The organism is Microbacterium sp. zg-B185 (assembly GCF_030246885.1).
GTDB lineage: Bacteria > Actinomycetota > Actinomycetes > Actinomycetales > Microbacteriaceae > Microbacterium.
Map to the genome: position 1 here is coordinate 3,317,823 of NZ_CP126739.1, position 25,819 is coordinate 3,343,641.

The 25,819-nt window shown below is 69.3% G+C and carries 22 protein-coding genes; 6 read left to right on the forward strand and 16 right to left on the reverse strand.

The features are described from left to right. Window positions 1-19 precede the first annotated feature (19 nt). Together QNO12_RS15755 and QNO12_RS15760 are read left to right on the forward strand one after the other, a co-directional pair. A complete protein-coding gene (locus QNO12_RS15755; protein ID WP_257501207.1) occupies window positions 20-1,285 on the forward strand; it encodes an ROK family protein in 1,266 nt (421 codons plus the stop codon). Between the two features lie 80 nt (window positions 1,286-1,365). After that, window positions 1,366-2,874: a hypothetical protein gene (locus QNO12_RS15760; protein ID WP_257501206.1), complete on the forward strand. Its 1,509-nt coding sequence runs from the start codon at window positions 1,366-1,368 to the stop codon at window positions 2,872-2,874. A gap of 594 nt (window positions 2,875-3,468) precedes the next feature. Here QNO12_RS15760 and QNO12_RS15765 read toward each other — a convergent pair. From QNO12_RS15765 to QNO12_RS15790, 6 genes are all read right to left on the reverse strand, one after another. Continuing rightward, a complete protein-coding gene (locus tag QNO12_RS15765; protein ID WP_374113566.1) occupies window positions 3,469-3,816 on the reverse strand; it encodes a C-glycoside deglycosidase beta subunit domain-containing protein in 348 nt (115 codons plus the stop codon). Between the two features lie 141 nt (window positions 3,817-3,957). Next, the gene (locus tag QNO12_RS15770) at window positions 3,958-4,992 is read right to left on the reverse strand and encodes a sugar phosphate isomerase/epimerase family protein (protein WP_257501204.1); all 1,035 of its coding nucleotides are present in this window, start codon (window positions 4,990-4,992) and stop codon (window positions 3,958-3,960) included. Window positions 4,993-5,043: 51 nt separating this feature from the next. Beyond that, window positions 5,044-6,165: a sugar phosphate isomerase/epimerase family protein gene (locus QNO12_RS15775; protein ID WP_257501203.1), complete on the reverse strand. Its 1,122-nt coding sequence runs from the start codon at window positions 6,163-6,165 to the stop codon at window positions 5,044-5,046. Next, a complete protein-coding gene (locus QNO12_RS15780) occupies window positions 6,162-6,584 on the reverse strand; it encodes a C-glycoside deglycosidase beta subunit domain-containing protein (protein ID WP_308495352.1) in 423 nt (140 codons plus the stop codon). Before QNO12_RS15780 ends, QNO12_RS15775 begins: the two co-directional genes overlap by 4 nt. Before the next feature lie 69 nt (window positions 6,585-6,653). Beyond that, a complete protein-coding gene (carA, locus tag QNO12_RS15785; RefSeq protein WP_257501202.1) occupies window positions 6,654-8,189 on the reverse strand; it encodes a c-glycoside 3-oxidase CarA in 1,536 nt (511 codons plus the stop codon). Beyond that, on the reverse strand, window positions 8,186-8,983 hold the full coding sequence (locus QNO12_RS15790) for a TIM barrel protein (protein WP_257501201.1): 798 nt from the start codon (window positions 8,981-8,983) through the stop codon (window positions 8,186-8,188). Before QNO12_RS15790 ends, carA begins: the two co-directional genes overlap by 4 nt. 139 nt (window positions 8,984-9,122) lie before the next feature. On the opposite strand from QNO12_RS15790, the gene QNO12_RS15795 reads away from it, so the two are divergent. After that, window positions 9,123-10,109: a LysR family transcriptional regulator gene (locus QNO12_RS15795; RefSeq protein ID WP_257501200.1), complete on the forward strand. Its 987-nt coding sequence runs from the start codon at window positions 9,123-9,125 to the stop codon at window positions 10,107-10,109. Here QNO12_RS15795 and QNO12_RS15800 read toward each other — a convergent pair. Together QNO12_RS15800 and QNO12_RS15805 are read right to left on the reverse strand one after the other, a co-directional pair. Next, the gene (locus QNO12_RS15800) at window positions 10,099-10,935 is read right to left on the reverse strand and encodes a carbohydrate ABC transporter permease (protein ID WP_257501199.1); all 837 of its coding nucleotides are present in this window, start codon (window positions 10,933-10,935) and stop codon (window positions 10,099-10,101) included. The genes QNO12_RS15795 and QNO12_RS15800 overlap by 11 nt on opposite strands. 3 nt (window positions 10,936-10,938) lie before the next feature. Next, window positions 10,939-11,898 carry a carbohydrate ABC transporter permease gene (locus tag QNO12_RS15805; protein WP_257501198.1) on the reverse strand — a complete coding sequence of 320 codons (960 nt, stop codon included), beginning with the start codon at window positions 11,896-11,898 and terminating at the stop codon, window positions 10,939-10,941. Window positions 11,899-12,067: 169 nt separating this feature from the next. On the opposite strand from QNO12_RS15805, the gene QNO12_RS15810 reads away from it, so the two are divergent. The 3 genes from QNO12_RS15810 to QNO12_RS15820 all read left to right on the forward strand — a co-directional run bounded on the left by QNO12_RS15810 (window position 12,068) and on the right by QNO12_RS15820 (window position 15,896). After that, window positions 12,068-12,196, forward strand: a complete 129-nt coding sequence (locus QNO12_RS15810) for a hypothetical protein (protein ID WP_257501197.1) — start codon at window positions 12,068-12,070, stop codon at window positions 12,194-12,196. A 130-nt stretch (window positions 12,197-12,326) separates the two neighbouring features. After that, complete coding sequence (locus QNO12_RS15815; RefSeq protein WP_257501196.1) at window positions 12,327-13,622, forward strand: ABC transporter substrate-binding protein; 1,296 nt, start codon at window positions 12,327-12,329, stop codon at window positions 13,620-13,622. A gap of 102 nt (window positions 13,623-13,724) precedes the next feature. Further along, window positions 13,725-15,896 carry a glycoside hydrolase family 3 N-terminal domain-containing protein gene (locus QNO12_RS15820; protein WP_257501195.1) on the forward strand — a complete coding sequence of 724 codons (2,172 nt, stop codon included), beginning with the start codon at window positions 13,725-13,727 and terminating at the stop codon, window positions 15,894-15,896. A gap of 69 nt (window positions 15,897-15,965) precedes the next feature. Here the strand turns inward: QNO12_RS15820 and QNO12_RS15825 are convergent, their stop codons facing one another. The 8 genes from QNO12_RS15825 to QNO12_RS15860 all read right to left on the reverse strand — a co-directional run bounded on the left by QNO12_RS15825 (window position 15,966) and on the right by QNO12_RS15860 (window position 25,645). Next, the gene (locus QNO12_RS15825; RefSeq protein WP_257501194.1) at window positions 15,966-17,591 is read right to left on the reverse strand and encodes a DUF5597 domain-containing protein; all 1,626 of its coding nucleotides are present in this window, start codon (window positions 17,589-17,591) and stop codon (window positions 15,966-15,968) included. Further along, a complete protein-coding gene (locus QNO12_RS15830) occupies window positions 17,591-19,144 on the reverse strand; it encodes a family 43 glycosylhydrolase (RefSeq protein ID WP_257501193.1) in 1,554 nt (517 codons plus the stop codon). Before QNO12_RS15830 ends, QNO12_RS15825 begins: the two co-directional genes overlap by 1 nt. A gap of 32 nt (window positions 19,145-19,176) precedes the next feature. Continuing rightward, the gene (locus tag QNO12_RS15835) at window positions 19,177-20,652 is read right to left on the reverse strand and encodes a C-glycoside deglycosidase beta subunit domain-containing protein (RefSeq protein WP_257501192.1); all 1,476 of its coding nucleotides are present in this window, start codon (window positions 20,650-20,652) and stop codon (window positions 19,177-19,179) included. Between the two features lie 37 nt (window positions 20,653-20,689). Then, the gene (locus QNO12_RS15840) at window positions 20,690-21,991 is read right to left on the reverse strand and encodes a C-glycoside deglycosidase beta subunit domain-containing protein (RefSeq protein ID WP_257501191.1); all 1,302 of its coding nucleotides are present in this window, start codon (window positions 21,989-21,991) and stop codon (window positions 20,690-20,692) included. Between the two features lie 152 nt (window positions 21,992-22,143). Continuing rightward, the gene (locus QNO12_RS15845) at window positions 22,144-22,947 is read right to left on the reverse strand and encodes an IclR family transcriptional regulator domain-containing protein (protein WP_257501190.1); all 804 of its coding nucleotides are present in this window, start codon (window positions 22,945-22,947) and stop codon (window positions 22,144-22,146) included. 91 nt (window positions 22,948-23,038) lie between these two features. Next, complete coding sequence (locus QNO12_RS15850) at window positions 23,039-24,214, reverse strand: thiolase family protein (RefSeq protein WP_257501189.1); 1,176 nt, start codon at window positions 24,212-24,214, stop codon at window positions 23,039-23,041. A 1-nt stretch (window position 24,215) separates the two neighbouring features. Beyond that, window positions 24,216-24,884 carry a 3-oxoacid CoA-transferase subunit B gene (locus tag QNO12_RS15855; RefSeq protein WP_257501188.1) on the reverse strand — a complete coding sequence of 223 codons (669 nt, stop codon included), beginning with the start codon at window positions 24,882-24,884 and terminating at the stop codon, window positions 24,216-24,218. Further along, a complete protein-coding gene (locus QNO12_RS15860) occupies window positions 24,881-25,645 on the reverse strand; it encodes a 3-oxoacid CoA-transferase subunit A (protein ID WP_257501187.1) in 765 nt (254 codons plus the stop codon). Before QNO12_RS15860 ends, QNO12_RS15855 begins: the two co-directional genes overlap by 4 nt. Window positions 25,646-25,819: the final 174 nt, after the last annotated feature.

Genomic DNA, 25,819 nt, shown 5'->3' on the forward strand with positions numbered 1-25,819 from the left:
GTTGTGCGAAAATCGCACCATGGCGACAGAGTCCACCCTGCGTTTCGGCGCTCAGACCGACGAGGTGACGAGCCTGCTGCGCATCGTCAACATGGTGCGCGCGGGCGACGCGGCAACCCGACCCGAGATCGGACGCGTGACCGGGCTCGGTCGCGGCGTCGTGACGCAGCGCGTGGAGCAGGCGATCGGCATCGGCTACCTCGAGGACGGCGAGTTCGGCCCCTCCTCGGGCGGTCGGGCGCCGCGCACGCTGCGGTTCCGCAGCGGTCGCGGCCGGATCATCGTGTGCGCGCTCGGTGCGCTGCACATCCACGTCGGCGTCGCGATGCTCGAGGGCGACATCCTCGAAGAGACGCACCGGGCGTGGGACATCTCGCGCGGACCCGCCGAGACGCTGGACACCGCGATGGCCATGATCGACGAGGTCCTCGCCCGCACGCCCGATGTTCCGATCTGGGGCATCTCGGTCGGCATCCCCGGTCCGGTGGACTTCGCCTCCGGGCGGCCCGTCGCACCGCCGATCATGCCGGGCTGGAACGGCTTCGACATCCGCCGCCGGTTCGAGCAGCGCTACGACGCGCCGGTCTGGGTCGACAACGACGTGAACCTGCTCGCGCTCAACGAGCGGACGCGGCGGCCCGACGAGCACGTGAACCTGATCTACTGCAAGGTCGGCTCCGGAATCGGCGCCGGTCTGCTCTCGCAGGGCCGCATCCACCGGGGTGCCAACGGGGCAGCCGGCGACATCGGGCACGTCCGCGTCGCCGGATCGGATGCGCTGTGCCGGTGCGGCAAGATCGGCTGCCTGGAGGCTGTCGCCGGAGGCTGGGCGCTCGTGCGCGACGCGGAGGTCGCGATCGCCGATGGCGCAACCGGCGCGCTCGCGCAGCGCACGCGGGAGGGCGAGCCGCTCACCCCGGAGGCGATCGCGCGTGCAGCCGAGGACGGCGACGCGCTCGCGATCTCGCTGATCCAGCGCTGTGCGCGCGTGGTGGGCGAGTCCATCGCGGCGCTGGTGAACATGTTCAACCCCGGGACGATCGTGATCGGCGGCGCGGTCGTGGGAGCCGGCGAGGTCTTCCTCGCCGAGGTGCGCCAGCGGGTGTACGAGCTGTCACTTCCCCTCGCGACCCGAGACCTGAACATCGTGCAGTCGCAGAACGACGTGCGTGAGCCCTTGCGCGGCGGCGCCGAGATGGTGCGCGAGCAGCTGTTCGATGTCACCTTCCCGCGCTGGTTCGCCGATGGCCGCCCGACGGTCGCGGGGGTCCGCGCGGGCGCCTGATACTTCTTCTCTTTTCCGACAAAAGGGGGTAGGTTGTCGTCCTAAGCCGGTCGTCGGTCCGGTGAACGAGACACGAGGACGTGCCCGCGATGACCCTCTCCGCCCTGCGCGATGACGCCCTGCGATCGACCGACGACGGTTTCGTCCTCCTCCTCGGCCTTCCCTGGATCCGCTCGCTCCCGATCGCCTCCCTCGCCGGCCTCGCCCTGTCGATCGACGGCCACCAGGTCCAGCCGCTGCTCGTCGAGTGCGGGGGGCGCCGCGTCGCGCCCACCGCACTCCCCGACCAGACCGGGTGGTGGTTCCTCCAGGACCGTCTCGCCCTGCGCGGGCCTGCGGACCTCGCGCCCGGCGCGCACGAGGTCGAGGTGTCCTTCTGCCTGGTCATCCCGTATCTGCAGACCAGACCGGACGGACCGCTCACGCTGCCGTTCCAGATCGGACGCTCTCTCACCCTGGATGCCGCGACACCGGTGCGCGCGGCAGTGACGCTCCAGGAGCGCGTCGCAACCGAGACCGCACACGACCACGACCCGCTGCCCGCGAACTGGACGCTCGCGGCATCCGCGTTCAACTGGACGCCCGAGGTGATCCGCGCTGAGCGAGCCGCGCACGACATCGCCCTGGGCATCGTCGCGGACGGCGTGGCATCGGTGATCGAGCTCGAGCCCGGCCAGTTGTGGCGATCGTTCCCCACGGCCTCGGATACCGACGCCGACGCGCTGCGCGCCGGGCTCGACGCGGTCGGGGCAAGCGTGAGCATCGTCGGCGCGAGCCTGGACGACTGGTTCAGCCCGACGCAGCGGCGCACCGACGCCGAGCGCCTCGCCTTCCTCCTCCCGCAGCTGCGCGCCGCGCAGCGCGTCGGCGCCGTGGGCGTGCGGCTGCCCATCGGGCAGGCCGGCGAACCACTGCTGCGCCGGCTGCTGCCGCTGCTGCACGACCTCGACCTGGTGCTGTTCGAGGAGATCCAGGGTCAGCAGACACCGGATTCGACCGCGGCGCGGGACGCGATCGAGGCGATCGCCGCCGTCGACGACCCGCACCTGCGGCTTCTGCTGGACATCAGCATGCTGATGCCGTCGCTGCCGCCGAGCTACCTCGCGCTGCTGCGCGCAGGCGGCGTGCCCGAGACGCTGCTGCAGAGACTCGCCACCGACTGGCGGGACCCTGCGACCAACGGTGCGGTCATCGATGTGCTCCGCTCTGGCGGCGTGCCCGCACGGGTGCACACCGCGTTCATGAACCTGCTCGTGCGATTCGGAAGGTCGGATGCCGCCGACCTGCGCGACATCCTTCCGCTCGTCGGCGCCGTGCATCTGAAGTTCTGGGACCTGGAGGATGCCGACGCCCGAGTGTCGCGGCCGATCAGCGAACTTGCCACCGAACTGGCCGCCACCGGCTTCGCGGGCACACTGTGCAGCGAGTGGGGCGGCCACGAGTGGCTCGACGACGATGCCGCAGACATGACGCGGCGGCACCTCCGACTCGCGCGGAGCGCTCTGCGCGCCGGCGCCGGGGTGCACGCGCGGACGAAGGAATCTTCCCGAGAACAGGAGCAGCCATGGACGATGTCCTCGACGTCCTGATCCTCTCGGGTCACATGACCCGAGAGCACGACAACGAGCACCGCAGCTTCCGCGCCCACAACCAGTGGATCACCACGCTGCTGGAGGACACCGGTCGCTTCCCGTCCAGGAGGATGACTGGGGCTATCCGGACGAGTACAACACCATGCGAGGAGCCAAGCTCAGTGTGCCGACCGGCATCCGTCCCCGCCCCTGGGGAGAGGCCCTGCTGAAGGTCGCCGAACCGGCCACCCGATCACCGCCGGCATCGGCAAGCCCTGGATCAACGAGTACGGCGCCGGCCGGTCGTTCACCATCACGATCGGCCACGACATCGACACGTTCCGTCGCATCGAGTTCATCCGCATGTTCCCGCGCGGCGTCGAGTGGGCCGCCACGGGCGAGGTCGCGCTCGAGGGTCCGGACCGCAGCGGCGAGCGCCGGTTGCTCCCCTGGCCGTACTACAACCGCGGGCGCTGAGCGGCGTCGGTCACTGCGCCGCGAGCACACGGGTTCGCGCCGAGTGCACGGCCTGGTGGCGCGGGGATGCCGTGCGCTCGGCGGCAGGTCGTGCGCTCGGGCACGTGCGTCCCACGTCAGCCGGCGCGGGGCCGCTCAGGCCAGCACGACCTCGCGCTGCACCGGGACGCGGTTGGTGACGTAGCGGCCGGGGCCGCCGTCCGCGCCGGGCATGATCTGCATGTACAGCAGCCGCATCGTCAGCACGACCTCGACGGTCAGCTTCTCACCCGCCTGGGGCGCATGATCGAGCGGAATGACCACCTCGGGCTTGTCGGCGACGAACCAGAGCGTGTCCCACTGCTCGGGCAGCTCGTCGATGCGGTAGCTCCTGCCGTTCAGTTCGAAACGCAGGTCGTCCCTGGGCACCGCGATCCCGTTGACCGAGGCCGCGACGTCGTCGACGGCCGACAGCCACAGGCTGCGGTACCAGGGCAGCTGCACGGATACGGCGATGCCGTCGTCGCGGCGATGGACGTCCTGCTCGGAGAAGAGGGAATTGTGGGTGGCCATGATGTGTCCTCGTTCGGCGCTGGATCAGTAAAGGATGTCGGTGAAACGTGTCGTGGGCAGCTGAGCGCGGCCTCAGGCCGGCAGTCGCTCGGCGACGGTGTCCTCGATCGCGCGCCGCATGAGCGCGTGCTGCTTCTTGACCAGATCGATCGGATCGGACTCCCCGAGGTCGGAGAACGCATGACCCTCCCACTCGCTGGACAGATAGCCCTGATAGCCGCCCTCGACGAACTGGCGGACGATCCGGGGGATGTCCATGGCCGGTTCGTTCCCGTCGTCGTCGATGTCGTAGAACTTGGCGTGCACGTGGAAGATCTGCGGCATGATGTCGAGCCACTCCTCAGGCGGCACCAGCCCGTGCATGTTGAACGCCAGCCGGGTGAACGGGCCGAACCGCAGGGGGTCGACGCCCTCGCCGGTGAGGTAGTCCTCGAACTTCTGGTTGCGCACGTGCATGGGCGTCGGCTCATGCCAGATCTCGTCCATCACGGGGAAATGCTTCTCGTCCATGCCCATCTGGCGCAGCGTCCGCAGCAGCGTCGGGGACAGGCTGTGCATCGTCGAGGAGAAGTCGGCGGTGAAGCCGAGGCGGTCGGACTGCAGCTCGTCGTACATCTCCCGCATCTGCAGGACCTGCGGGTCGTTCGGCCCCGATGGGGCGTGGATCTCGTAGCCGAGCTTCTGGTCGTACTTCTCGGCGAGCGGCAGCAGCCCGCGCAGCAGCTCTTTGCCGTGCGAGCGGATGACGACCTTCGTGAAGCCGAGGGTGTGCGCGGTCTCGAGCTGTCGCGCGAGGAAATCGTGCTCCTCGTCGGGGGTCATGTCGCGGTCCTTGCGGCGCCCCATGTCGAGGTTGGTTCCGATCGCACTCGGCTCGAGTCCGTAGCGGTCCATGCTGTCGCGCCAGATGCGGACGAACTCCTCGTCCACATTGGGATAGGTGCGCAGCATCTGGGCGATGTTGAACTCGATGCCCGGACCGAGCCCGTGATCGGCGGCCGCCTTGATGAGCGTCTCGGGCGTGTACAGCCCTGCCGCGAACTCGGAGGTGAGCGAATAGAGGGTGATCCCGAGCTTGATCCCGGTGCCGGCGATGCCGTCAGTCATGGTTGTCCCTGGCCTGAGTGTCGATGTGCGTTCGGAGGTGGTGCGGGAGGGTCAGCCGCGGACCGGCTGGGCGAGGTGGGTCTGCAGCAGGCTCCGGGCTTCCCCGGCATCCGTGATCATGCGTGAGCCGGCGTCGGCGGCGGCGGAGCGCTGTAGGGCCTGCTCGCCGGCGATGATCTCGAACGGGCTCTGCCAGTGGTTCCAGTGCCAGCCCTCGTACTCGCTGGAGATCGCCCCCGAGTAGCCGTTCTCCACGAGCAGCCGGATCAGGTCGCGCACCGGGACCGACGGTTCTTCGCCGTTCTCGTCGATGCCGAAGAACTTTCCGTGAACGTGACGGATCCAGGGCATGATCTCGAGCCAGTCCGCCACCCTGGCCGAGCCGAACAGGCCGGTGCCGTTGATGCCGAAGTCGATGCCGAGGTCGGGGCGGCCATTCTGCGCGGCCAGTGCGATGAAGCGGCCGAACCGCTGACCGTGGTCGGCCTGATCGACCGGCGGCCCCTGCTGGTAGAACTCGTCCCACAGCCCGGTGACCTGCGCGAGCAGCTCTTCGGAAGCGCCGCGGCGTCGGTACGCCTCGATCAGGGAGGGCGCGAAGCCGCTGACGGTGGCGCCCCAGTCCATGGTGAACCCCAGGAACGGCGAGCGGACCTGCGCGAACCGGTCGCGCAGCGCCAGGATGCGCGGATGCGACGCGTACTGGTCGGCGTGCACCTCGAGCGCCAGAGTGACCCCGTGCTGCTCGGCGATCGGCGCGAGGGCCTCCATCGAGTCCGGGGTGATCGAGATCTGCACCCGCGCGATGGGGAAGCCGAGCTTCGCTGCCGCCTGGATCTGCAGCGTCATGTAGTCGATCAGCTCGTCCTGCGTGAGCAGTCGGTCACGGTGGATGCCGATGTCGGCGTTCACGGCGAGCGACGTCGTCACCAGCCCCACCTCTTCGACCAGGTCGCGGAACCAGCCCGCGAACGAGTCCTCGATCACCGGGAACCCGCGGAAACTGGAGAACCCGATGACCTCCAGTCCTGGTCCGTACCCGTCTGCCGCCACCTTGCGGATGAGGCCTTCGAGGTCGTACTCGCGGCCGTGGAAGGCGCGCGTGAAGCTGTACAGGGTGACGCCCTGGATGGGCGTGCCGAGTTCTCCGGCGTACCGGTCCACCGCGGTCATGCCGCCACCGCCTTCATGGTCTTGATGTCGTGCTCTTCGATGTGAAGCGTCTCGGTGTCCGAGATGATGATGTACGGGATGAAGAGCGTGAGATCCACGCGCACCTCGTGCTCTCGCCCGGGCGAGACCGGCAGTTCCCCCGAGAGCACGGCGGAGTCCGTGGGAAACCACCACGCCCCCGTCTCGTCGGCGAGCTCGGAGAAGTCGAACTCGCGGCCGTTCATCCTCCAGCGCAGCGACTCTGCCGGAGCCTCCACGCCGTCGATGGTCAGCTTCGCCCCGGCGATACAGGATCCCGGCAGCGCGCGGTACCAGGGCAGGCGCACCTCGACCGCGGTGCGCCTGCCCGTGGTCGTGAGCGTTCCCTGCTCGATGATGCGATCCGGGATCACGAGAACCTCCAGGCTCTTGGCCGACACGTTCGGCCGGACATCTTTGTCATTGTTTCCACAGTCTATTGTCGGATTCCGACATAAGCAAGACCTGTCTCACCGGCTCGCCAGGTCCTCGGCGATCGCACGCGCACCGTGCACGGCCAGGGCCACTCCGGTCAGCGTCGGGTTGCACGCCGTCGCGGTGGGGATGACGCCGTTGCCGGCGACGAACAGACCCGGCACGTCCCACACCTCACCCCGGGGCGAGCAGACGCTGGCACCGTCGTCGGCGGCACCCAGGCGGGTGGTGCCCTGGTAGTGCAGCGAGGCGCCGAGGGGCATCACGAAGGGGCGCTCGTCCAAGGGCTCGCCCACGGCCGCGCCGAGGCGCACGATCTCCGCCGTGCCGCGCGCGATCACCTCGTGGTCGCGGGGCGTCAGGCGATAGTGCACGGTCATCGCCGGCATCCCGTATCCGTCCACCTCGTGGTCGGAGAACTCGATGCGGTCCGACGCCTGCAGGTCCTTGGCACAGAACAGGCCCAGCCCCACAATGGACCCGGGCGCGGCCGGGTCGTCCTCGGCGAGCTTCACGGGCGAGGCATCCAGCTGCATCACCTGCCCGTGGAAGGGCATCTCGTCGGTGAAGGGCACCCACGTCACACCGCTGTACTCGCTCAACCCCGTGGCGGCGGGGCCATCGCCGCCGTCGGTCGCCTCGAGGTCGCGGATCCGCACGGCGAACACGATCTGGACCTGGTCGTTGAGGTAGCGGCCGAGGGCATCGGGGCGGACGCCGGATGCCCACAGCAGCTGCGGCGTGCGCAGCGCGTCCGCCGCTACCACGACGAATTCCGCGCGGACTTCACAGCTCTCGCCCGTGCGCAGATCGGTGACGGCGATGCCCGCCGCGCGGCCGTCCTCGACCAGCACCCGCGTGACGAGCGACTCGTCGAAGAGCGTGAAGCGGGGGTTGGTGCGGGTGACCTCGCCGAAGACGACATCCGAGCCCGACCACACGAGGTTGCCGTCCTCCCGGCGGTGCACCGCGAGCGGCATCCGCTGCACGCGGGTCCGCGCGATCCTGCCGGCATCCTCGGCCGCGGCGAGGCGGCCGCGCACCAACGGCGCGTACGGCGAGCTGTCGAACGCGTCGGCCGTCACGCCCAGGAGCCGCTCCGCCTCGGTGAGCAGCTCATCGAAGCCGCCGTCGGCGTCCAGGATCGCGATCCGCTCGCTGTCATTGGGTCGCGGGCACGCGCCGGTCCAGTGTGCAGCCATCCCACCGACATTGCTGGACATCGCCGCGGCGGGGAGCCCGTCCTCGCCCTCGACCTGGTAGCCGCTCTCCAGCAGGAATGTGCCCGGACGCGCGCGGCGCTGCGTGGTCTTGACGATGCCGCCGGCGCGATCCGGGCTCTCCTGTGCGTGCGGACCCTCCGATCGCGTCTGCGCGGCGGCGCGCGCAACGGGGTCGGCGATGTTCTTCACGTGCGCGCCCGGAGGGTCGGTGACGGTCGGGCCCACCTCGAACAGCGCGATCCTCGCCTGCGGCGCGCGCTCGCTGAGGATGCGGGCGTAGGTCGCCCCGGCGGGCCCGCTGCCGACGATCGCGACGTCCACGGCGTCGGGATAGTCGCGTGCGCTCATGCGCCGGCCGCCACGTCGCGGATGTAGCGGACCGACTCCGCGGAGGCGGACTGCGGGTAGTACTCCAGTCCGATCGGGCCGTCGTAGCCCGAGCCACGGAGCACGGCCAGCGTGGTCGGCCAGTCCAGGTCGCCGGTGCCGGGCTCGCCTCGGCCCGGCGCGTCCGCCAGCTGGACGTACTTGATGATCGAGCCCGCGTTCGTCAGCTCGGTCTCGATGTCCTCCCCTTCGACGGCGGAGTGGTAGATGTCATAGAGCACCCCGAAGTTCGGGGAGTCCACGCCGCGCGCCACGTAGACCGCTTCTGCCGTGCGGTCCAGGAGCGAACCCGGATGGTCGACGCGCACGTTGACGGGTTCGAGGACCAGCGTGACGCCGGATCCATCGATCTGGGCGATGGCCTTCTGGTAGATCTCGATCAGCTTGTCGAGCTGAATCTGACGCTTCCAGCCGCCGAACCCGGTTCCGCTCCCGACCACCAGCCGCGGAGTTCCCAGGAAGTGTGCGATCTGGACGCCCTCATCGAGCTTGCGGTAGAACTCGGAGTGATCCCAGGGCGGGATCATGAACTGCGTGCGCGGCTCGGACAGCTGCGCGGTCAGCTGAGTGCCGGTCTCCTCAAGCGCGGCTTTCACGGCGGGAAGGTCTTTCGGGGTCGCCGGGGCGTCGACCCCGGTGGGCCCCCACATCTCGACGGCGGTGAACCCGTCGGCTGCGGCCGCGCGGACGCGGTCGTGGTAGTCGCCGGCCTCGGTGAACAGGAGTTCGATGTTGGGTGCGAGCTGATAGGTCATGATGGCGGCCTTCCGGATCGGTGTGAGGTGGATCGTCTGGATCGGGCGGCATCGCTTCGACGAATATGGGTGCCGCCGGAATAGATCGCCTCGATAGGATGGGCGGCGTACCCGACGTACGACGAAGGATCACACCGCCGTGGCCGATCACCCGTTGCTGTCCCGTCTCGACCTGAATCTGCTGGTCGCTCTGGACGCGCTGCTCACCGAGCGCAGCGTCACCCGCGCCGCCGAACGTCTCCATCTGAGCCAGCCGGCGCTCAGCGCGTCGCTGGCGCGACTGCGCAATCACTTCAACGACCCGATCCTGGCCCGTCGCGGCAACGCGTATGAACTCACGCCGCTGGCGCTGCGGCTGTCCGAGCACACGACCATCGCATTGGATGCCGCCCGGCGCGTCTTCGAAAGCCAGGCCACGTGGACGCCGCACGAGTCGTCGCGGGAGTTCTCGATCTACGGCTCGGACTACGGCTTCGCCACGATCGGCGCGGCGGTCTCCCGCGTCGCCGCTCGCACGGCGACCGGCGTGCGGTTCCGCTTCGTCCTGCACAACACACCCATCGTCGATGACGCGGCCAACAGCCTGCGCTCCGTCGATGCCATGGTCATCCCGCACGGCTACCTCACCGACCTGCCCTACGAGGATCTCTGGCGCGACCGCTGGGTGGTCGTGGCCGACGAGGGCAACGAGCTGGTCGCGGACGGGCTGAGCATGGAGATCCTCGCGCAGTGCCCGTGGGTGTTCACCTACCGCTCGCGGTCGGCCTTCACCTCGGCAGGTCGCCAGCTTCAGCTGCTGGGTCTGGAGCCGGTGGTCGACGTCGTCGTGGAGAGCTTCCTCGCGCTGACGCACTTCGTGGTCGGCACCAACCGGCTCGGTCTGGTGCAGGCCGCACTGGCCCCCGAGATCGCCCGGCTGGGCGGCATCCGCATTCTGGAGCCGCCTTTCGACGCGACCCCGACGACGAACGCGCTGTGGTGGCATCCCGTCCATGACCGCGACCCCGAGCACGCCTGGATGCGCTCGGTGTTCCTCGACGCGGCCCGCGAGGTGCAGGCGACCGTTGCCACCGGCGTCCGCTACGTCGAGCCCATCGTCGCCGCGGACGCCTCGATCAGCCTTTGAGGCCACCGGCGAAGCCCTGGATGAAGCGCTTCTGCGCGAACATGTAGAAGGCCAGGATCGGGATCATCGAGATGATCACGACGGCGAAGATCTTGTTCCACGCCGAGACGAGGCCTCCGACGTAGGTGTACATCGCCACCGGCAGCGTCTGCGTCGTGGATCCGCCGAGGAAGATCAGCGAGTTGAAGAAGTCGTTCCAGACGATCAGCCCGGCCAGGATCGCCACGGTCCCCGTCGCGGGGGCCATGAGCGGCAGCACCACTCGAAAGAACGCCTGCGTGGGGGTGGCGCCGTCGATGACGGCGGCCTCTTCGTACTCGGTCGAAAGTCCCCGGAAGAAGCTCGCGTACAGGAACACCGCCAGCGGCAGCAGGATGCCGATCCACAGCAGGACCATGCCGAGCGCGTTGCCGGTCAGGCCGACGCTGCGGGCTCCGATGTAGAGGGGCACGGTTCCGAGCTGGGCGGGCAGGATGATCGCGATCAGCACGAGGTAGAAGGTGATGTTCGTCCACCGTCGCGTGCGGCGGGCGATCACGTAGGCGGCGACGGAGCCCAGCAGGACCAGTCCGAAGATCGCGCCGGCCGTGATGATCACGCTGTTGAGGATGCTCATCGGGATGCTGTTGCGTCCCGTGGTCGTCAGCACCTCGACGAACGCGCTGACATCGAGCGTGCTCGGCGGTGCGACGGCGCTCGTGGTGAGCGTCTCCTGATCAGACTTCAGCGATGTGACGACGAGGATGTAGAAGGGAAGAAGACCGAGCAGCGTGACGATCCAGACCAGCACTTCGCGGACCGCGGTTGCTTTGGTGTAGCGGAACATGAATCAGGCCCTTCCGGCGTCGCGGTCGCGGGTGACGTACTGCTGGAGGATGGCGAACGCCAGGATGACGATGGTCAGCACGAGCGCGAGGGCCGAGCCGAACCCGAACTGTCCCAGTGAGAACGCCTGCTTGTAGACCTCCGTGGCGAGGGTCTCGGTGGACCCGGCAGGTCCTCCGCCGGTGAGGGCGAGGATCTGGTCGAAGATGCGCAGGCCCTGGATGATGCCGAGCGTGGTCGCGATCGCGATCGACGGACGGATCGCGGGGACGGTGACGTTCCAGAAACGGCCCCAGATTCCGGCGCCATCCAGCGCGGCGGCCTCCTCGACCTCGACCGGGACGCTGGCCAGGCCTGCGAGATAGATCACCATCGTGAAGCCGGTCTGCTGCCAGACCACCGTGATCAGGATCGCCCAGATCGACCATGTCGGGTCGGCGAGCCACACCTTCTGGAGTTCTTCCAGGCCGACGGCACCGAGCACGCCGTTGAGGGGGCCGTCGAACTGGAAGATGAACTTCCACACGTACGCGACGGCCAGCGGGCTCAGCACGACGGGCATGAACAGCAGCGTCCGCAGGATGTACCGGGTCTTGAGCATCCGGTTGATGGCGAGTGCGAACAGCAGACCGATGACGTTCGTGAGGAGGACCGACCCGACCGCGAGGAAGAGGGTGTTCCACACCGCCCCGAGCAGTTGCGGATCGTTGAAGATGCGTACGAAGTTGTCGATGCCGATGAACTCCCAGTCGCCCAGGCCCGTCCAGTCGGTGAACGCGAAGAATCCGCCGGTGAGTGTGGCGACGTAATGCACGCCGATCACCAGCACCACCGCCGGCAGCGCCCACCACCAGTGGCCGTAGCTGATCAGCGGCTTGCGCCGGGTCGGCGGTGCGGGCGTACGCCGGGCTCGGGGCGGCACGGTGAGCGTGCGAGTGCTGTTCTCGTCGATCGTCACTGTCATCTGCTCTCTGACCTCGTCGTCATGCGCTCCGGCTGTCGGCGCTGAGCGCCTCGATCCACTATCACACTCTTGCGTCGAAATCACACATTAGTCGTAGCGATATCTGCTATAAGTCCAGCGGCGGTCGCAACCTCGGAGCGCTTTGGAGGGTGCGGCCGGGGACGCCGGCATGGACGGAGGCGCTCGACGCGGCGCCGCCGCCTTCGAACCGACGGCGGCCATCCGGCCTGCGGGTCTGAGCGGAGCGGTGCGCGTGCTCGTGGACCACCCGCGCGTGGGATTCCATCCCGGCGAGTGAATCACTCGTCGTATTGCCGCATATAAGCAACTGTTATGTCGGAAAGATGCAAATGATGTCACAGTGAAGATGCGGCCTGAAGCCGAGCCAGCTGTGCCGCTGGCGACGAAGACGTCACGAAAGGTTCGAAATGTCACAGCTCTCCACAAACCGACACATCCGATGGTCGCTGCTCGGGCTCCCCGTCGCCGGTGTTCTGGTTCTCGCCGGCTGCTCCGGCCCCGCTGACAACGGCGGCAGCAGCAGCACCGAGGATCCGGCCGCCACCGGCTTCTCGATCATGGTCGCCGAGGCTAACGACGCGGATGACTACTACGCGCAGCTCGCGGCCGAGTACGCCGACGAGGCCGGCATCGAGATCGAGGTGATCCCGTATCCGTCCGACGCCTACAACACGCAGGTCACCACCCAGTTCCAAGCGGGCAACGCGGCGGACGTCGCGATCCTGTCGCCCGGAACCGGCCAGCCCATCTCGGTCATCACTCTCGCCGAGGCCGGATTCCTCGAGCCGCTCGACGACACCTCCGCCTCGATCCTGCCGGTCGGCAGTGAGTCGCAGTTCCAGATCGACGGTGAGACGTATGCTCAGCCCACGTCGCTGACCCCCGTCGGCATGATCTTCAACGTCACCGCCGGCGATGAGGCGGGGATCGAATACCCCGAGACCTACGAGGACCTCCTGGAGGCCTGCTCGGCCGCCCGCGACGCGGGCAAGACCTTCACCGTGCTGGCAGGCGGCATCCCGTTCAACACGGGCTTGTTCACGCAGCTGATTTCGGCCACCCGTGTCTACGCCGAAACCCCGGACTGGAACGAGCAGCGGGCGGCAGGCGATGTGACCTTCGCCGACAGCGGATGGCGTGACGTCCTCGATGACGTCGTGGAGATGAACGACTCGGGCTGCTTCCAGGACGGCGCCGCCGGTGGCACGTTCGACAACATCACCGCGGGACTCGGTGGCGGCACCTCGCTCACCGCGGCCGTGCCGGGCAGCGCGGCCGCCTCGATCAGCAGCGCGACCGGATCCGACCTGAACGTGCAGGCCTTCCCGCCGGACGACGGCCAGGACGCGTTCACGCTCACCGGCGCGAACTACGCATGGGCGATCAACGCCTCGTCGGATGACGCGGTCAAGCAGTCCGCGCAGGCTTTCCTCGACTGGGCGGCGGAGCCCGAGAACGCGCAGCACTTCGCCGAGATCTCCGGAGCGGTGCCGATCACCGGGATCGATCCGGAGACGCTGCTGCCCTCGTACGAACCGATCGGTGAACTGCTCGCCTCCGGCTCGTACACCAGCATCCCGAACTCGAGCTGGCCGAACCCGGCCGTCTACGATGCGCTCGGCGCCGGCGTGCAGGGCCTGCTGACGGGTCAGAGCACCGTCGACCAGATTCTGGAGGAGATGGACGCGGCCTGGGACCAGTAGCAATCCGCTGAACCGCGGCTGCAGCCGCGCGTCCGGGCCGAGGGTTCCTCCCCAGCCCGCGACGCGCGGCTGCAGCATCGCGGAGTGTGAGGAGAGATGGCCGTGGACACGCGCACACCCGAAGAACTGCTCGCAGGCATGACGTGGAGTCAGAAGCTCGCCCAGCTGCAGATCCTCTGGCGCCGCGACCAGGACGACGCGCTGGCCCTGGCCCGCGGCGGCATCGGGGCACTGTTCTGGCCGCAGAGCGCCGAGCGGACGAACGCGCTGCAGCGTGCAGCCATCGAAGAGAGCGCGCACGGCATCCCGTTGCTGATCGGGCTCGATGTCCTCCACGGCCAGTTCACGATCTTTCCGACGCCACTGGCGCAGGCGGCCAGCTTCGATCGCTCGGTGCCCGCGGCGGACGCTCGGATCTCGGCCGCCGAGGCCAGATCGGGCGGCGTGAACTGGACGTTCGCACCGATGCTGGATGTGACCCGCGACCCGCGCTGGGGCCGCGTGGTGGAGGGGTTCGGTGAGGACTCGTTCCTCGCCGCCGCTCTGGGCGCTGCCAAGGTGGCGGCGTACCAGGGCGACGACCTCACCGCAGCGGATGCCCTCGCTGCGTGCGTGAAGCACTTCGTCGCCTACGGGGCTGCCGAAGCGGGCCGCGACTACAACACCACCGACGTCTCGCGGCGCCGCCTGCGCGAGACGTATCTCGAACCCTTCCGTAGCGCCGTCGCTGCGGGGGCGGCATCCGTCATGGCGGCCTTCAACTCGCTCAACGGCACGCCGATGCATGCGCACCGGCGCCTGCTGACCGACGTGCTGAAGGCCGAGTACGGGTTCGAGGGCGTCGTCGTCGGTGACGCCGATGGCGTCGCCCAGCTCGTCCGGCACGGCGTGGCGCGCGACGAGGCCGACGCGGTGCACCAGTCCCTCGCGGCCGGGCTCGATATCGTCATGGGCGGGCCAGAGCTGGCCGGCGACGGCGTGCCGCTGATCGAGCGTGGTGCGGTGGATGCCGCTCGCATCGACGACGCGGTGCTGCGTGTCCTGCGGCTGAAGAAGGCGCTGGGTCTGTTCCAGAACCCGTTCGCGGATGCCGCCGCGGAGCGCACCGCGCCCACTCCGCAGACGCTGCGCACGGCGCAGGACGCGGCCGAGCGCTGCGTCGTGCTGCTGAAGAACCAGGGTGCGGTGCTGCCGCTCCCGGCCGGCACGCAGCGCATCCTGCTGACCGGACCGTACGCCACGAGCACCGATCATCTCGGCGCCTGGGTGCAGCACTTCGGCGCGCAGGCAGGCACCCTCGCTGACGCGCTGCGCGCCGAATTGCCCGAGGCGACGTGGACGGTGGCATCCGGCGCGGAGTTCCTGGGGCCGTCGGACGCGGACATCCGAGAAGCAGTCCTGCTCGCGGCGCAGAGCGACCTGGTGCTCATCGCCGTCGGTGAACCCAGCTCGATCTCCGGCGAGGCCGGTTCCCGCGCGGATATCCGGCTGCCCGGCGATCAGGAGCATCTCATCCAGGCGATCGCGGACACCGGCGTGCCGTTCGTCGTGATCCTGATCACCGGACGCCCGCTGGTCGTCGAGGCCTGGATCGACCGGGCCCCCGCTGCGCTGCTGGCCTGGCACCTGGGCACCCGGGGGCCCGAGGCGATCGCGCGGGTCGTGGCCGGTGCCGTGAACCCCGGCGGCCGCGTCCCGATGACCTTCCCCCGCGCGGCCGGACAGATACCGATCCACCACGACGCTGAGAACACCGGGCGACCCGCACGGACGGGAGGGTCGATGGCTGTGCACCGCTGGGATGTCGGTCTGCAGGGACCGAACAACCTCGACGACTACTACACGTCCAAGTTCCTCGACCTGGAGCGTGGGCCCCGGTTCGCCTTCGGCCACGGACTCAGCTTTACGACGTTCTGCCTGGAGGCGGCATCCCTGTCGACCTCGAAGATTCCCTGTACCGAGCTTCGCGCGGGCGCGCGGGTGGTCGTATCGGCCTCGGTGCGCAACGTCGGCGAGCGCGACGGCGACGACGTCGTGCTCGTCTACCTGTCTGATCCGGTCGCCTCGCTCGCGCAGCCGGTGCAACGGCTGCGCGGGTTCCGACGGGTGGCCGTCGCGGCCGGCGAGGCGGGGGCGGTGTCGTTCGAGCTCGGCGTGGACGATCTCGGTTTCTGGGACGACGAGGATCGCTTCGTGCTCGAACCGGGCGAGCTCGTTCTCACTGTCACCGACGGCACGGACGCCGAGCGATTGGCGCTGAACGTCACGCCGTGATCGGGCGCCGGATCTCGTCGATCGTCGAGGAGATCTCGGCGGTCGCCGCGGTGTGCAGGAGCGGGCCTGTCAGAGGCGCACGAGCCGGATGCGGGCCGCGCCGACGCGATCGTTCGGCAGGATCATCAGCCGCTCGTCGCCGTTGAGCACCCGGCCTTCGACGACCCGGCCGTTCTCGAGGAGCAGCTCCTGGACCGAGTCGATCTCGACCCGCGCATCGGCGGCGACGTAGTCCAGCGTCACCTCGCGCCCGATCACGAGAAACCCGTCCTCGCCCGTTCCGGCGATCAGGGCGAACGGCCGCGTCTCGCCCGGTGTGGCGATCTGCGCGTTCGGGAGGGTCTCATCGGGCACCCGCAGCGCGGTGTCGGGGATGTTCACCCCGGCGTCGAGCAGCATCCGCCGGAAGAGCGCACGTGCGCCGCGCGCCGAGATGACTACGCCGTCGATATGCCGGCTCTCCACGTCGACGTCGGGTTCGAGGACCACGGCGGCGATAGCGCCGCGCAGCGCTGCGGCGGCGATCTCCCTCTCGAGACCCGCGACGAACGAGATCGTGGCCGCCAGCTGAGCGTCGGGATCGGCCAGATCCAGCCCGTACCCCGACCATCCGATGGCTCGGTACGCACCGATCGCGCGGACGAGCTCGGCCGGGCTGAGGCGGCACTCCGGCACGAAGAACGGCTGGGTGCCGGTCGCATACTGCGCCATGGCGGCGTCGGCGTCGCGCACGTAGAGGTCGGGACCCAGGAACGCGAGCGAGGGTGCGGCAGCGCGCCAGATGTCGAGCACGGTGGAGGTCGGACCCCCGCTCGGATACTGGCCGGGGGCGTCCTGGCCGGGCTGCGGCCCGAGCCACGCATTCGCGTACATCGGGATGTCGGCGATCGCCCGGCCGCGGCCGGCGACATGCTCGACGTAGCTCGCGATGGCCCACGCCATGAACACCTCATCCACCGCCGGGGTGTTCCCGAAGACCTCTGGCCAGGACCCGCCGTCGACTGCTCCGTGCGACTCCCAGAGCCGTCGGGCGGACGTGCTGCCGGCGGTCGTCCCGCGCACGTGTTCGAGGAGCGCGGATGGGACGGGGGCGTTCCACGCCGCCTCCGCCGCCGGGTTGCGGTCGCGGCTGTCCGAGAGCAGACCCGACTCGTTCTCGACCTGCACCATGACGACCGTGCCGTCCGGATCGGCATCCCCGAGGTGCCGGATGAGCGCTTCGAAGGCGTTCGCATCGGCCTCGCGCAGTTCGGGGCTGAAGACCGAGAGAACCGGCTTCGCGGTCGCGCCCTCGTAGCTGAAGGCCGGCATGCCCTTCGGTTCGACCACGACGCGCGGGAACCGTTCCGGGTCGGCGCGCACCCACGTGGGAGCGTACGTCGAGGCCGCGTTCTTGAAGGCGCCGAACCACAGGAGCACCAGGCGAAGCTCGGATGTGCGCGCCTCAGCGAGCATGACGTCGACGAGCGAGAAGTCGAACGTCCCCTCGACCGGCTCGGTCAGCGCCCAGCTCACCGGCGCGAGGACGACGTTGCTTCCGACGCGTCGGACGTGGGCGAAGGAATCGGCGATCGCCTTCGGCGATGACGAGGCGGAATTGAACACCTGGCCCCCGACCAGGAGCGCCGGGGCGCCGGCGCGGCGCAGCGCGAACGGTGCTTCTGTCGAGAGGGCCCACGGCCGCGCGGCGGCCATCATCTCAGCGACCGATACGCGAACTCGCGGAACCGCGCCTCGCCCGTCCCTGTCGCGAACAGCGCCGGGCGCAGACTGAGCAGATCGCCGACGGTGTTGGCATGGTAGCCGGAGGTCTCGTAGCGGACGCCGTGCCGCGTCCACGCTCCGCCGGGGACGCGGTACCAGCCGGTGACGATGTGCTCGTCGTTGCGGATGCGCAGCGTCATGCGGTCGGTGGCCGGAGCCGGCTCGCGCCAGTGCGTGCGGATGCCGCCCGAATAGCTCTGCATCCGTTCGCCGTCCACGCCCATGCCGCAGAAGAGCCGGTCGTTGAAGAACAGCAGCAGCCCGGCCTCGACACCTGGCTGGACGGTGACCTCGACCTCGATCTCGTACGCGTGGTCGCCGGTGAGCATCGCGAGCGGCGATGTGTCGGCGGGCGAGGAGCCCTTGGCCCGCAGAATGAGGCCGTCGTCGACCCGCACGCGCTCGGCTTCTCCGCGATCAGGTGCGTGGAACGCCCAGCGCCTGCCCAGATCCGGCTGCGCGAAGTCGTCGGCGAGGTCCGGAGCCGCCGATTGCTCCGCGGCGCCGACGGGCGCGTCGATCGGTGCGCCGAGGTCGTGGACGACCGCCTCTGGCCAGTCGTCCTCACCCCAGCGGATCGGCTCGAGCAGGATCTGCCGGCCGAGCGTGCGATAGCCGTTCTCGTAGCCGTGCGAGATCATCCACCAGTCGTCTTCGTCGGTGCCCGCGGGACCGGGAACGAGCGTCGCATGGCCGCGCGACCACCATGCCTCGGCCGCATCCTCGGTGCGGGCGATCGGGTTGCGGGGGTGGTTCTGCCACGGTCCGTGCACCGATCGGGACCGTGCGACGATCACCATGTGCCCGGTGGGCGGTCCCGCCGTGCCGCCGACGGCGCTGACGAGGTAGAACCAGCCGCCCGTCCCGTTCTGAGTCTCCGCCCCCGACCTCCGGCGTGCTGACGCGCGCCAGAACAGCTTCGGCCCCTCGAGCGCATAGGCCTCGGTGACCCAGTCCTCGGGGTAGCGCCAGCCGTCGTAGACGTACTCGAGCTCGCCCACTGTCGACAGGCCGTCATCCGTCAGCCGGATGCGGCGCACTCCGCTGGTGAACAGGTATCGTCTGCCGTCCTCGCCGACGACGTGGCCGGGGTCGATCACTCCGCGGATGCCGAGGTCGATCGGCTCCGACCACGGACCGCTCATCGCGTCGGCGTGGATCACGAAGATCGCCGCGTCCGTCAGCGTCGACCACGGCGTCGGGATGAACGGGATGTAGATGAAGAAGCGTCCATCGTGCTCGGCCAGGTCGACGGCGAACGTGTTGCCGACCGGGTTGTGCAGTGCGGAGGTCTCGTATGTCCAGTTCACGAGATCCGTCGAACGGTACAGCGGCAGCCCGGGCGCCGCCTCGAACGACGAGTAGGTCAGCCAGTACTGGTCGCCGACCTGAAGCACCGCGGGGTCGGGCCGGTCGCCGGCCAGGACGGGGTTGATGTAGGTGGTCACCGCGTCGCCGATCCGGTCGCCCCTCGCCACACCCACGCGGCGATCGCTTCGATCGTCCGGCGCGCCGCTCATGCCGGCTGCAGTTCCCGCATCGACCTGCGGATGAGGTCGTGCTGCCGCCGAACCAGCAGCAGCGGGTCGACCTCGCCGAGCTCGGCGAACGCGTGGCCTTCCCATTCGCTCGACCAGTAGCCCCGATAGCCGCCCTCGACGAAGACGCGCACCAGTTCCGGATAGTCGATCGCCGGCTCCTGACCGTTCTCATCGATGTCGTAGAACTTCGCATGCACGTGCAGGATCTGCGGCATGATCTCGGCCCACTCCTGCGGAGCGACGTGGCCGTGCATGTTGAAGGCGAGGTGGGCGAAGGAGCCGAGCCGACCAGGGTCGAAGTCGCGGCTGGTGAGGTAGCCGATGAACTCCTGCTGGCGCTCCTGCATCGAGGCATCCGTCGCCCAGATCGCCTGCAGTCGTGCGACGGCCTCCTCGTCGAGCCCGGCGCGCCGCACCGCTCGGAGAAGCGTCGGCGACATGCTGTGCATCGTCGCGGAGAAGTCGGCGACGAACCCGAGGAGCGGCGAGTCCAGCTCGTCGTAGACCTCGCGCACCTTCATCACCGCCGGAGCGTTCGGGCCCATCGGCGCGTGGATCTCGTATGCGAGCTTGAGGTTCAGCTCCTCCGCGATCGGAAGAAGCCGGCGCAGAAGCGTCGGCTTCGCGCTCTGGATGCGCACGAGCGGGAAGCCGAGGGTCGCGGCATCGCGGAACAGGATCTCGCTGAACTCGAACTCCTCATCATCGGTCATGTCGCGGTCACGTCGCCGGCCCATGTCCAGGTTGGCGCCGAACGAGCTCGCGTCGAAGCCGTACTTGTCGAAGGCGGCGCGCCAGTTGCGGACGAACTCGTCCGACACGTGCGGGTAGGTCGGCAGCGCCTGTGAGGCGACGATCTCGATGCCGGGGCCGATGCCGAGCTCGGCCACCCGCGCCAGCAGGCCGTCCACGTCGTACCAGCCGGCACGGAACTCGGCGCTGGCCGAGTACAGCGTCAGGCCGAGCGTGAAGGGGTCGGCGTCCGTCGCCGGCGGTGGAGCCGTCACGCCCGACACGAGAGCCGGGCGCGCGGCATCCCGATCCGTCACCGTCAGCGTCAGCGTCTGGTCCACGACGTTGGGGACGTACATGCCCGCTCCACCGTCCTCGCCCGGTGCGATCTGCATATAGGGCAGGCGCAGCTGACCGACCAGGTGGACCTCGTGGGTCTCACCGGGTTCGCTCGACGTCTCGCGCGCCGCGATCAGCAGCGGGTGATCCTGCAGGTACCAGAGCACCTCGCTCTGCTGGGGCAGGTCGTTCAGCGGGTACCGCACCCCCTGCAGCTCGAACGCCAGGTCATCGTCGGGGATCTGCTCACCGTCGACGGTGAGCTGCAGCGACGTGACCGATGACAGCCACAGGCTGCGGTACCACGGCAGGGTGAGGGAGAGCGCGAAACCGTCGGGGTGCACGCGGAGGCTGTCGTCCTGGATCAGTCCGTTCGGCATGATGTGATCTCCTTGGGGATGGAATGGATGCCGCGGCTCAGAGGCGGTCGGCGACCTGACGCATCAGCGAATGATGGCGGCGGACCTGCTCGATCGAGCGCCACGGCTCGCGCTCGCCCTCGTACTCGCTAGAGAGGTAGCCGGTGTAGCCGGCGTCCTTGATCGCACGCAGCACCGGCTCCCAGGGGATCTGCTGATCCTCGAGCGTGTCGTCGATGTCGTGGAACTTGGCCTGGATGAACACGACGTGCTCGGCCACGCTCGCGAAGTCGCCGGGGTCGACCGCGATGCCGTCCATGAACGCCGGGCGCTGCCCGGGAAGCTCGCCCGGCTTCAGAGCGATCGGCCGATCCTGGAAGATGCCGGTGTCGATCAGCAGCCCGAAGTGCTTGGTGCCGGTGCGGGTGATCAGCGCGATGTAGTCCTCGACGACCTCGTGCCTGATCGGCGTCGGCGAGTGGATCTCGGGGCAGATGATCAGATCGAGCTCCTCGGCGAGCGGCAGGCTGCGTTCCACCGCCTCGGACCAGATGGGGTGCGGAACCAGGTCGCTGGAGACCACGCCGATCTTCGGCCGGACGAAGCGGAAGCCGAGCCGATGGGCCAGCCGCAGGTCGCGTTGCAGCGCGGCAGCGCCCTCGTCGATGGACATCTCGTGCGCGTGCGGGCCGCTCGAGTGCAGACGGGTGTCGATCCAGGAGCCGTAGTTGGTCGGTTCCAGGCCGTACCTCTCGAGCAGCCGGAACCACTCGTCCACCCACTCCTGCGCGGGCTCGGGATAGTTCGGGATGTGCGCCTCGCCGAGGATTTCGACCCCGGTCGCGCCGATGTCGGCGATGCCTGCGAGCGCGGTCTCCAGGTCCAGGACGGTGCCGTAGTCGCCCATGAAGCTGTAGAGCGAGACGCCGTACCTGAACGGCGCTCCGTCGGCCTCCGGCGAGAGGGTGACGTGCTTGGTGACCCGGTAGGTGGAGGGCTGATGCTCGACCGGGATGTAGGACATGCGCAGCCGCAGCTCGATCGACACCTCGTGGACGCCGTCGGGGAGCCCGCCTTCGAACGGCACGGTGACGATGGCGGGCTCTTCCAGCTGCCATCGGACGCCGTCGCTGTCCCAGAGTTCGGCGAGGCTGTAGGTCGTTCCACCGAAGCTCCAACGCGGGACATCGGCCGCGACATCGACGAGGTCGCCGACGCGAACCGCGATCCCGTCGATCAGGGATGCCGCCATCCCTCGGTAGGAGGGCATCCGGACGCGGAACTGGAAGCCGGTGACCCGTCCTCCCGCACGGACGTTGCGGAAGCCGACGGACTGGATCAGGTCTCGTTCGAGGAGCATGCAGGGCCGCACTCTCTGCCGGTAGACGGTACCTGCGGGCATCGCAGGGACGGACGGCGCGTCGTCGTGCCGTACTGTCGACGCTACCCCACACTGTCGCTTTCATGCATAAGTGTGCGTGATGCTCACGTAAGAAGATCCGATGCGGTCGGTCAGATCAGCCGCAGCTCCGCGTCGATCGCCCCCGCCGTGCGCAGCAGCGGCGGAAGGTACGCCTCCAGGAGCCTTTCCACCGTGTCTCGGGTGGCGCTCGTGGAGACGTTCAGTGCCGCGATCACGCTGCCGTCCCGGCCGTGCAGCGGTGCCGCGATCGACCGCAGGCCCGGCTCCAGCTCACCGTCGATCACCGCCCAGCCCTGCGCCCGGACACGGTCCAGCTCGCCACGAAGCGCCCCCGGATCGGTGATGGTGCGGTCGGTGAGGGAGGCCAGATCGGATGCCGCGACCGCAGCGGCGGCGGCGGCATCCGGCAGTCCCGCCAGGAGAACCCGGCCCATGCTGGTCGCGTACGCCGGAAAGCGCGTGCCGATCGTGATCCGCACGCTCATGATCCGCCGCGTGGGCACGCGCGCGATGTAGACGATGTCGGCGCCGTCCAGCACCGCGGCCGAGACGCTCTCACCCACCTCTCGGGACAGCGCCTCCAGATGCGGTTGCACGATCTCCGGCAGCGAGAGCGAGGAGAGGTAGCTGAATCCGAGCTCGAGCACGCGTGGCGTGAGCGAGAACGCCCGGTTGCCGCCCGTGATGCCGCCGTTTCCCGCACCGGGCAGCCCGCGGACGTAGCCGAGCGTCTCGAGGGTGAGCAGGAACCGGCGCGCGGCGGCGCGGGTGATCCCGGCGCGCCGCGCGACCTCGCTGAGCGTCAGCTCGGCGTGATCGGCGTCGAACGCGCGGATCACGGACAGACCGCGGGCCAGGGACTGCACGAAATCGCCGGAGTCCGGAGTGCTCATACGCTCGCCCTGTCCCTCCGCCGGCGATCGTGCCGCCCGCTGCTCATGCTCGAGTCGGCCGCTGCGCGCGGTGCCGCCGCGCGCAGCCGGTTCACCGCTCCAGGACGACCGCGAGTCCCTGACCGACGCCGATGCAGATCGCGGCGACCGCGACCCCACCGCCGCGGCGGGCCAGCTCGTGCGCGGCGTGCCCGATGATCCGGCCGCCCGAGGCGCCCAGGGGGTGGCCGATCGCCAGCGCGCCGCCGTGGATGTTGACCCGCTCGGGGTCGAGGTCCGGCCAGCCCTGGATGTCGGCGAGCGACTGCGACGCGAACGCCTCGTTCAGCTCGACGAAGTCGACATCCGCCCACGTCCGGCCCGCCCGAGCGAGGGCCTTGTTGGCGGCCTCGATCGGCGCGAGCGGGAACTGGTCGGGATCCACGCCGTGGGAGGCGCGCCCGGCGATGCGCGCCAGGGGCTCGCCCGGCAGCACGCCGTCGCCGGCGAGCAGCACCGCGGAGGCGCCGTCGTTGATCGGCGAGGAGTTGCCCGCGGTCACCGTTCCGCTGCCATCCTGGGCGAATAGGGGCTTCAGGCCCGCGAGCTTCTCGACGCTGGAGTCGTCACGGATGCCCTCGTCGCGGGCCAGTTCGGCGCCGGGAACCTGCACGATCTCGCCGTCGTAGATGCCGGCGGCCCACGCCGCGGCCGCGAGACGGTGCGAACGCGCGGCGAACTCGTCCTGCGCCTCGCGGGTCAGCCCGACCTGGCGGGCGACCTTCTCGGCGGACTCGCCGTTGCTGATCGTCCAGTCCTTGCGCAGCGCAGGGTTGGTCATCCGCCACCCGATCGAGGTGTTCCACATCGTCGGGTTGCCCACCGCGGGCCACGGCTTGGCCGATTTCTCCACCACGAACGGGGCGCGGCTCATCGACTCCACGCCGCCGGCGAGGATGATGTCCGCATCGCCGGACTCGATCGCCCGCGAGCCCTGGATGACCGCTTCGACCGAAGATGCGCACAGCCGGTTGACCGTGACACCGGTCACGCTCGAGGGGAACCCGGCGAGCAGCGCTCCGAAACGAGCGACGTTGCGGTTGTCCTCGCCGGCCTGGTTGGCATCGCCGAAGATGACGTCCTCGATCCGGGCCGGGTCGATGCCGGTACGCTCGACGATCGCGCGCATCACCACGGCGGCGAGGTCGTCCGGACGTACACCCGCGAGGGCGCCTCCGGCCCGCCCGAACGGAGTGCGGACGGCGTCGTACACATAGCTGCTCGTCATGTCAGTTCTCCTTCTGGGATGCCTCGGCCGAGGCCTCGGCCAGCGTCAGGCCGGTGAGCTCGGCGAGCGAGGCGACGGTGTTCTCCCCGAACGCCTCGCGCACGGCGAACCCGTCGGCGGTGACGTCGAAGATGGCGTGGTCGGTGTAGACGCGGGTCACGCACCCCACCCCCGTGAGCGGGTACGTGCACTCGGCGACGAGTTTGGACTCGCCCGTCTTGGTCAGCAGGTCGGTCATCACGTAGACGGCCTTCGCGCCGATCGCGAGGTCCATGGCGCCGCCGACGGCCGGGATGGCTCCGGGTGCGCCGGTGGACCAGTTCGCGAGGTCGCCGGTCTGGCTCACCTGGAACGCTCCCAGGACGCAGACGTCCAAGTGGCCGCCGCGCATCATCGCGAACGAGTCGGCGTGGTGGAAGTACGCGGCTCCGGGCAGCGCGGTGACAGCCTGCTTGCCGGCGTTGATCAGGTCCGGGTCCACGTGCGCGGCGTCCGGTGCCGGGCCCATCCCGAGCAGCCCGTTCTCGGTGTGCAGGATGATCTCCTGGTCATCGGGCAGGAAATTGGCCACGAGCGTGGGCGCCCCGATGCCGAGGTTCACGTACGAGCCCTCGTGGATGTCGGCCGCGATGCGCTGCGCGAGCTCGTTGCGGGTGATCTGGGTGCTCATCGTTCTGCTCCGTTCACTGCGTCGGCCGACGCATCGGCGATCGGCTCGCCCTCCAGGTCGACGCCGCCGACGAAGGCGCCGTCGTCGAGCCAGAGCCGCTCGCCCACCGCCACGACGCGGTCGACGTAGATGCCGGGGGTGACCACCGCTTCGGGATCGAGGGATCCGAGGGAGACGACCTCATCGACCTGAACGATGGTCGTGGTCGCGGCCGATGCCATGATCGGCCCGAAGTTGCGTGCCGTCTTTCGGTAGATCAGATTCCCCCAGCGATCGGCCTTCAGCGCACTGACCAGGGCGAAGTCGGCGCGGATGGGGTACTCCAGGACGTAGGCGCGTCCGTCGATGGTCCGCGCCTCCTTGCCCTCGGCCAGCTCGGTGCCGACGCCGGTGGGCGAGAAGAAGCCGCCGATCCCGGCGCCGGCGGCGCGGATCCGCTCGGCGAGGTTGCCTTGCGGGACGATCTCGAGTTCGATCTCGCCCGCGCGGTACAACCCGTCGAAGACCCACGAGTCGTGCTGTCGCGGGAAGGAGCAGATGATCTTGCGGACGCGCCTGGCCGCGAGCAGGGCCGCCAGACCGGTGTCGCCGTTGCCGGCGTTGTTGTTCACGATCGTCAGGTCCCCCGCGCCCGAGGCGATGAGCGCGTCGATCAGCTCGACCGGCTGGCCGGCCCGGCCGAAGCCGCCGATCATGATGGTCGCTCCGTCAGGGATGCCGGAGACCGCGGTCTCGGCATCCGGAACCGTTTTGTCGATCACATGAACTCCTGGTGTTCGCTGTGCGCACGCGTGTGCGCTCTACGTCTATTATAGCGCGGCGGGCTTCCGCTGTCACGGGTGCCGGGCCGGCGGCGACGGCGGGGCGGGCGTGTGCGTGCCGGCGGTGCGGGTATCGGCAGCGTGCCGGGACGTCGGGGGCGGGCGGGCGACGGG

Coding starts and splice junctions, on each gene's coding strand:
- QNO12_RS15850 (WP_257501189.1), bottom strand. CDS start 24,214: ATGACGAGCAGCTATGTGTACGACGCCGTCCGCACTCCGTTCGGGCGG.
- QNO12_RS15835 (WP_257501192.1), bottom strand. CDS start 20,652: ATGCCGAACGGACTGATCCAGGACGACAGCCTCCGCGTGCACCCCGAC.
- QNO12_RS15815 (WP_257501196.1), top strand. CDS start 12,327: ATGTCACAGCTCTCCACAAACCGACACATCCGATGGTCGCTGCTCGGG.
- QNO12_RS15845 (WP_257501190.1), bottom strand. CDS start 22,947: ATGAGCACTCCGGACTCCGGCGATTTCGTGCAGTCCCTGGCCCGCGGT.
- QNO12_RS15775 (WP_257501203.1), bottom strand. CDS start 6,165: ATGACCGCGGTGGACCGGTACGCCGGAGAACTCGGCACGCCCATCCAG.
- QNO12_RS15825 (WP_257501194.1), bottom strand. CDS start 17,591: ATGGCCGCCGCGCGGCCGTGGGCCCTCTCGACAGAAGCACCGTTCGCG.
- QNO12_RS15805 (WP_257501198.1), bottom strand. CDS start 11,898: ATGACAGTGACGATCGACGAGAACAGCACTCGCACGCTCACCGTGCCG.
- QNO12_RS15800 (WP_257501199.1), bottom strand. CDS start 10,935: ATGTTCCGCTACACCAAAGCAACCGCGGTCCGCGAAGTGCTGGTCTGG.
- QNO12_RS15770 (WP_257501204.1), bottom strand. CDS start 4,992: ATGACTGACGGCATCGCCGGCACCGGGATCAAGCTCGGGATCACCCTC.
- QNO12_RS15855 (WP_257501188.1), bottom strand. CDS start 24,884: ATGAGCACCCAGATCACCCGCAACGAGCTCGCGCAGCGCATCGCGGCC.
- QNO12_RS15790 (WP_257501201.1), bottom strand. CDS start 8,983: ATGACCTATCAGCTCGCACCCAACATCGAACTCCTGTTCACCGAGGCC.
- QNO12_RS15755 (WP_257501207.1), top strand. CDS start 20: ATGGCGACAGAGTCCACCCTGCGTTTCGGCGCTCAGACCGACGAGGTG.
- carA (WP_257501202.1), bottom strand. CDS start 8,189: ATGAGCGCACGCGACTATCCCGACGCCGTGGACGTCGCGATCGTCGGC.
- QNO12_RS15810 (WP_257501197.1), top strand. CDS start 12,068: ATGGACGGAGGCGCTCGACGCGGCGCCGCCGCCTTCGAACCGACGGCG.
- QNO12_RS15840 (WP_257501191.1), bottom strand. CDS start 21,991: ATGCTCCTCGAACGAGACCTGATCCAGTCCGTCGGCTTCCGCAACGTC.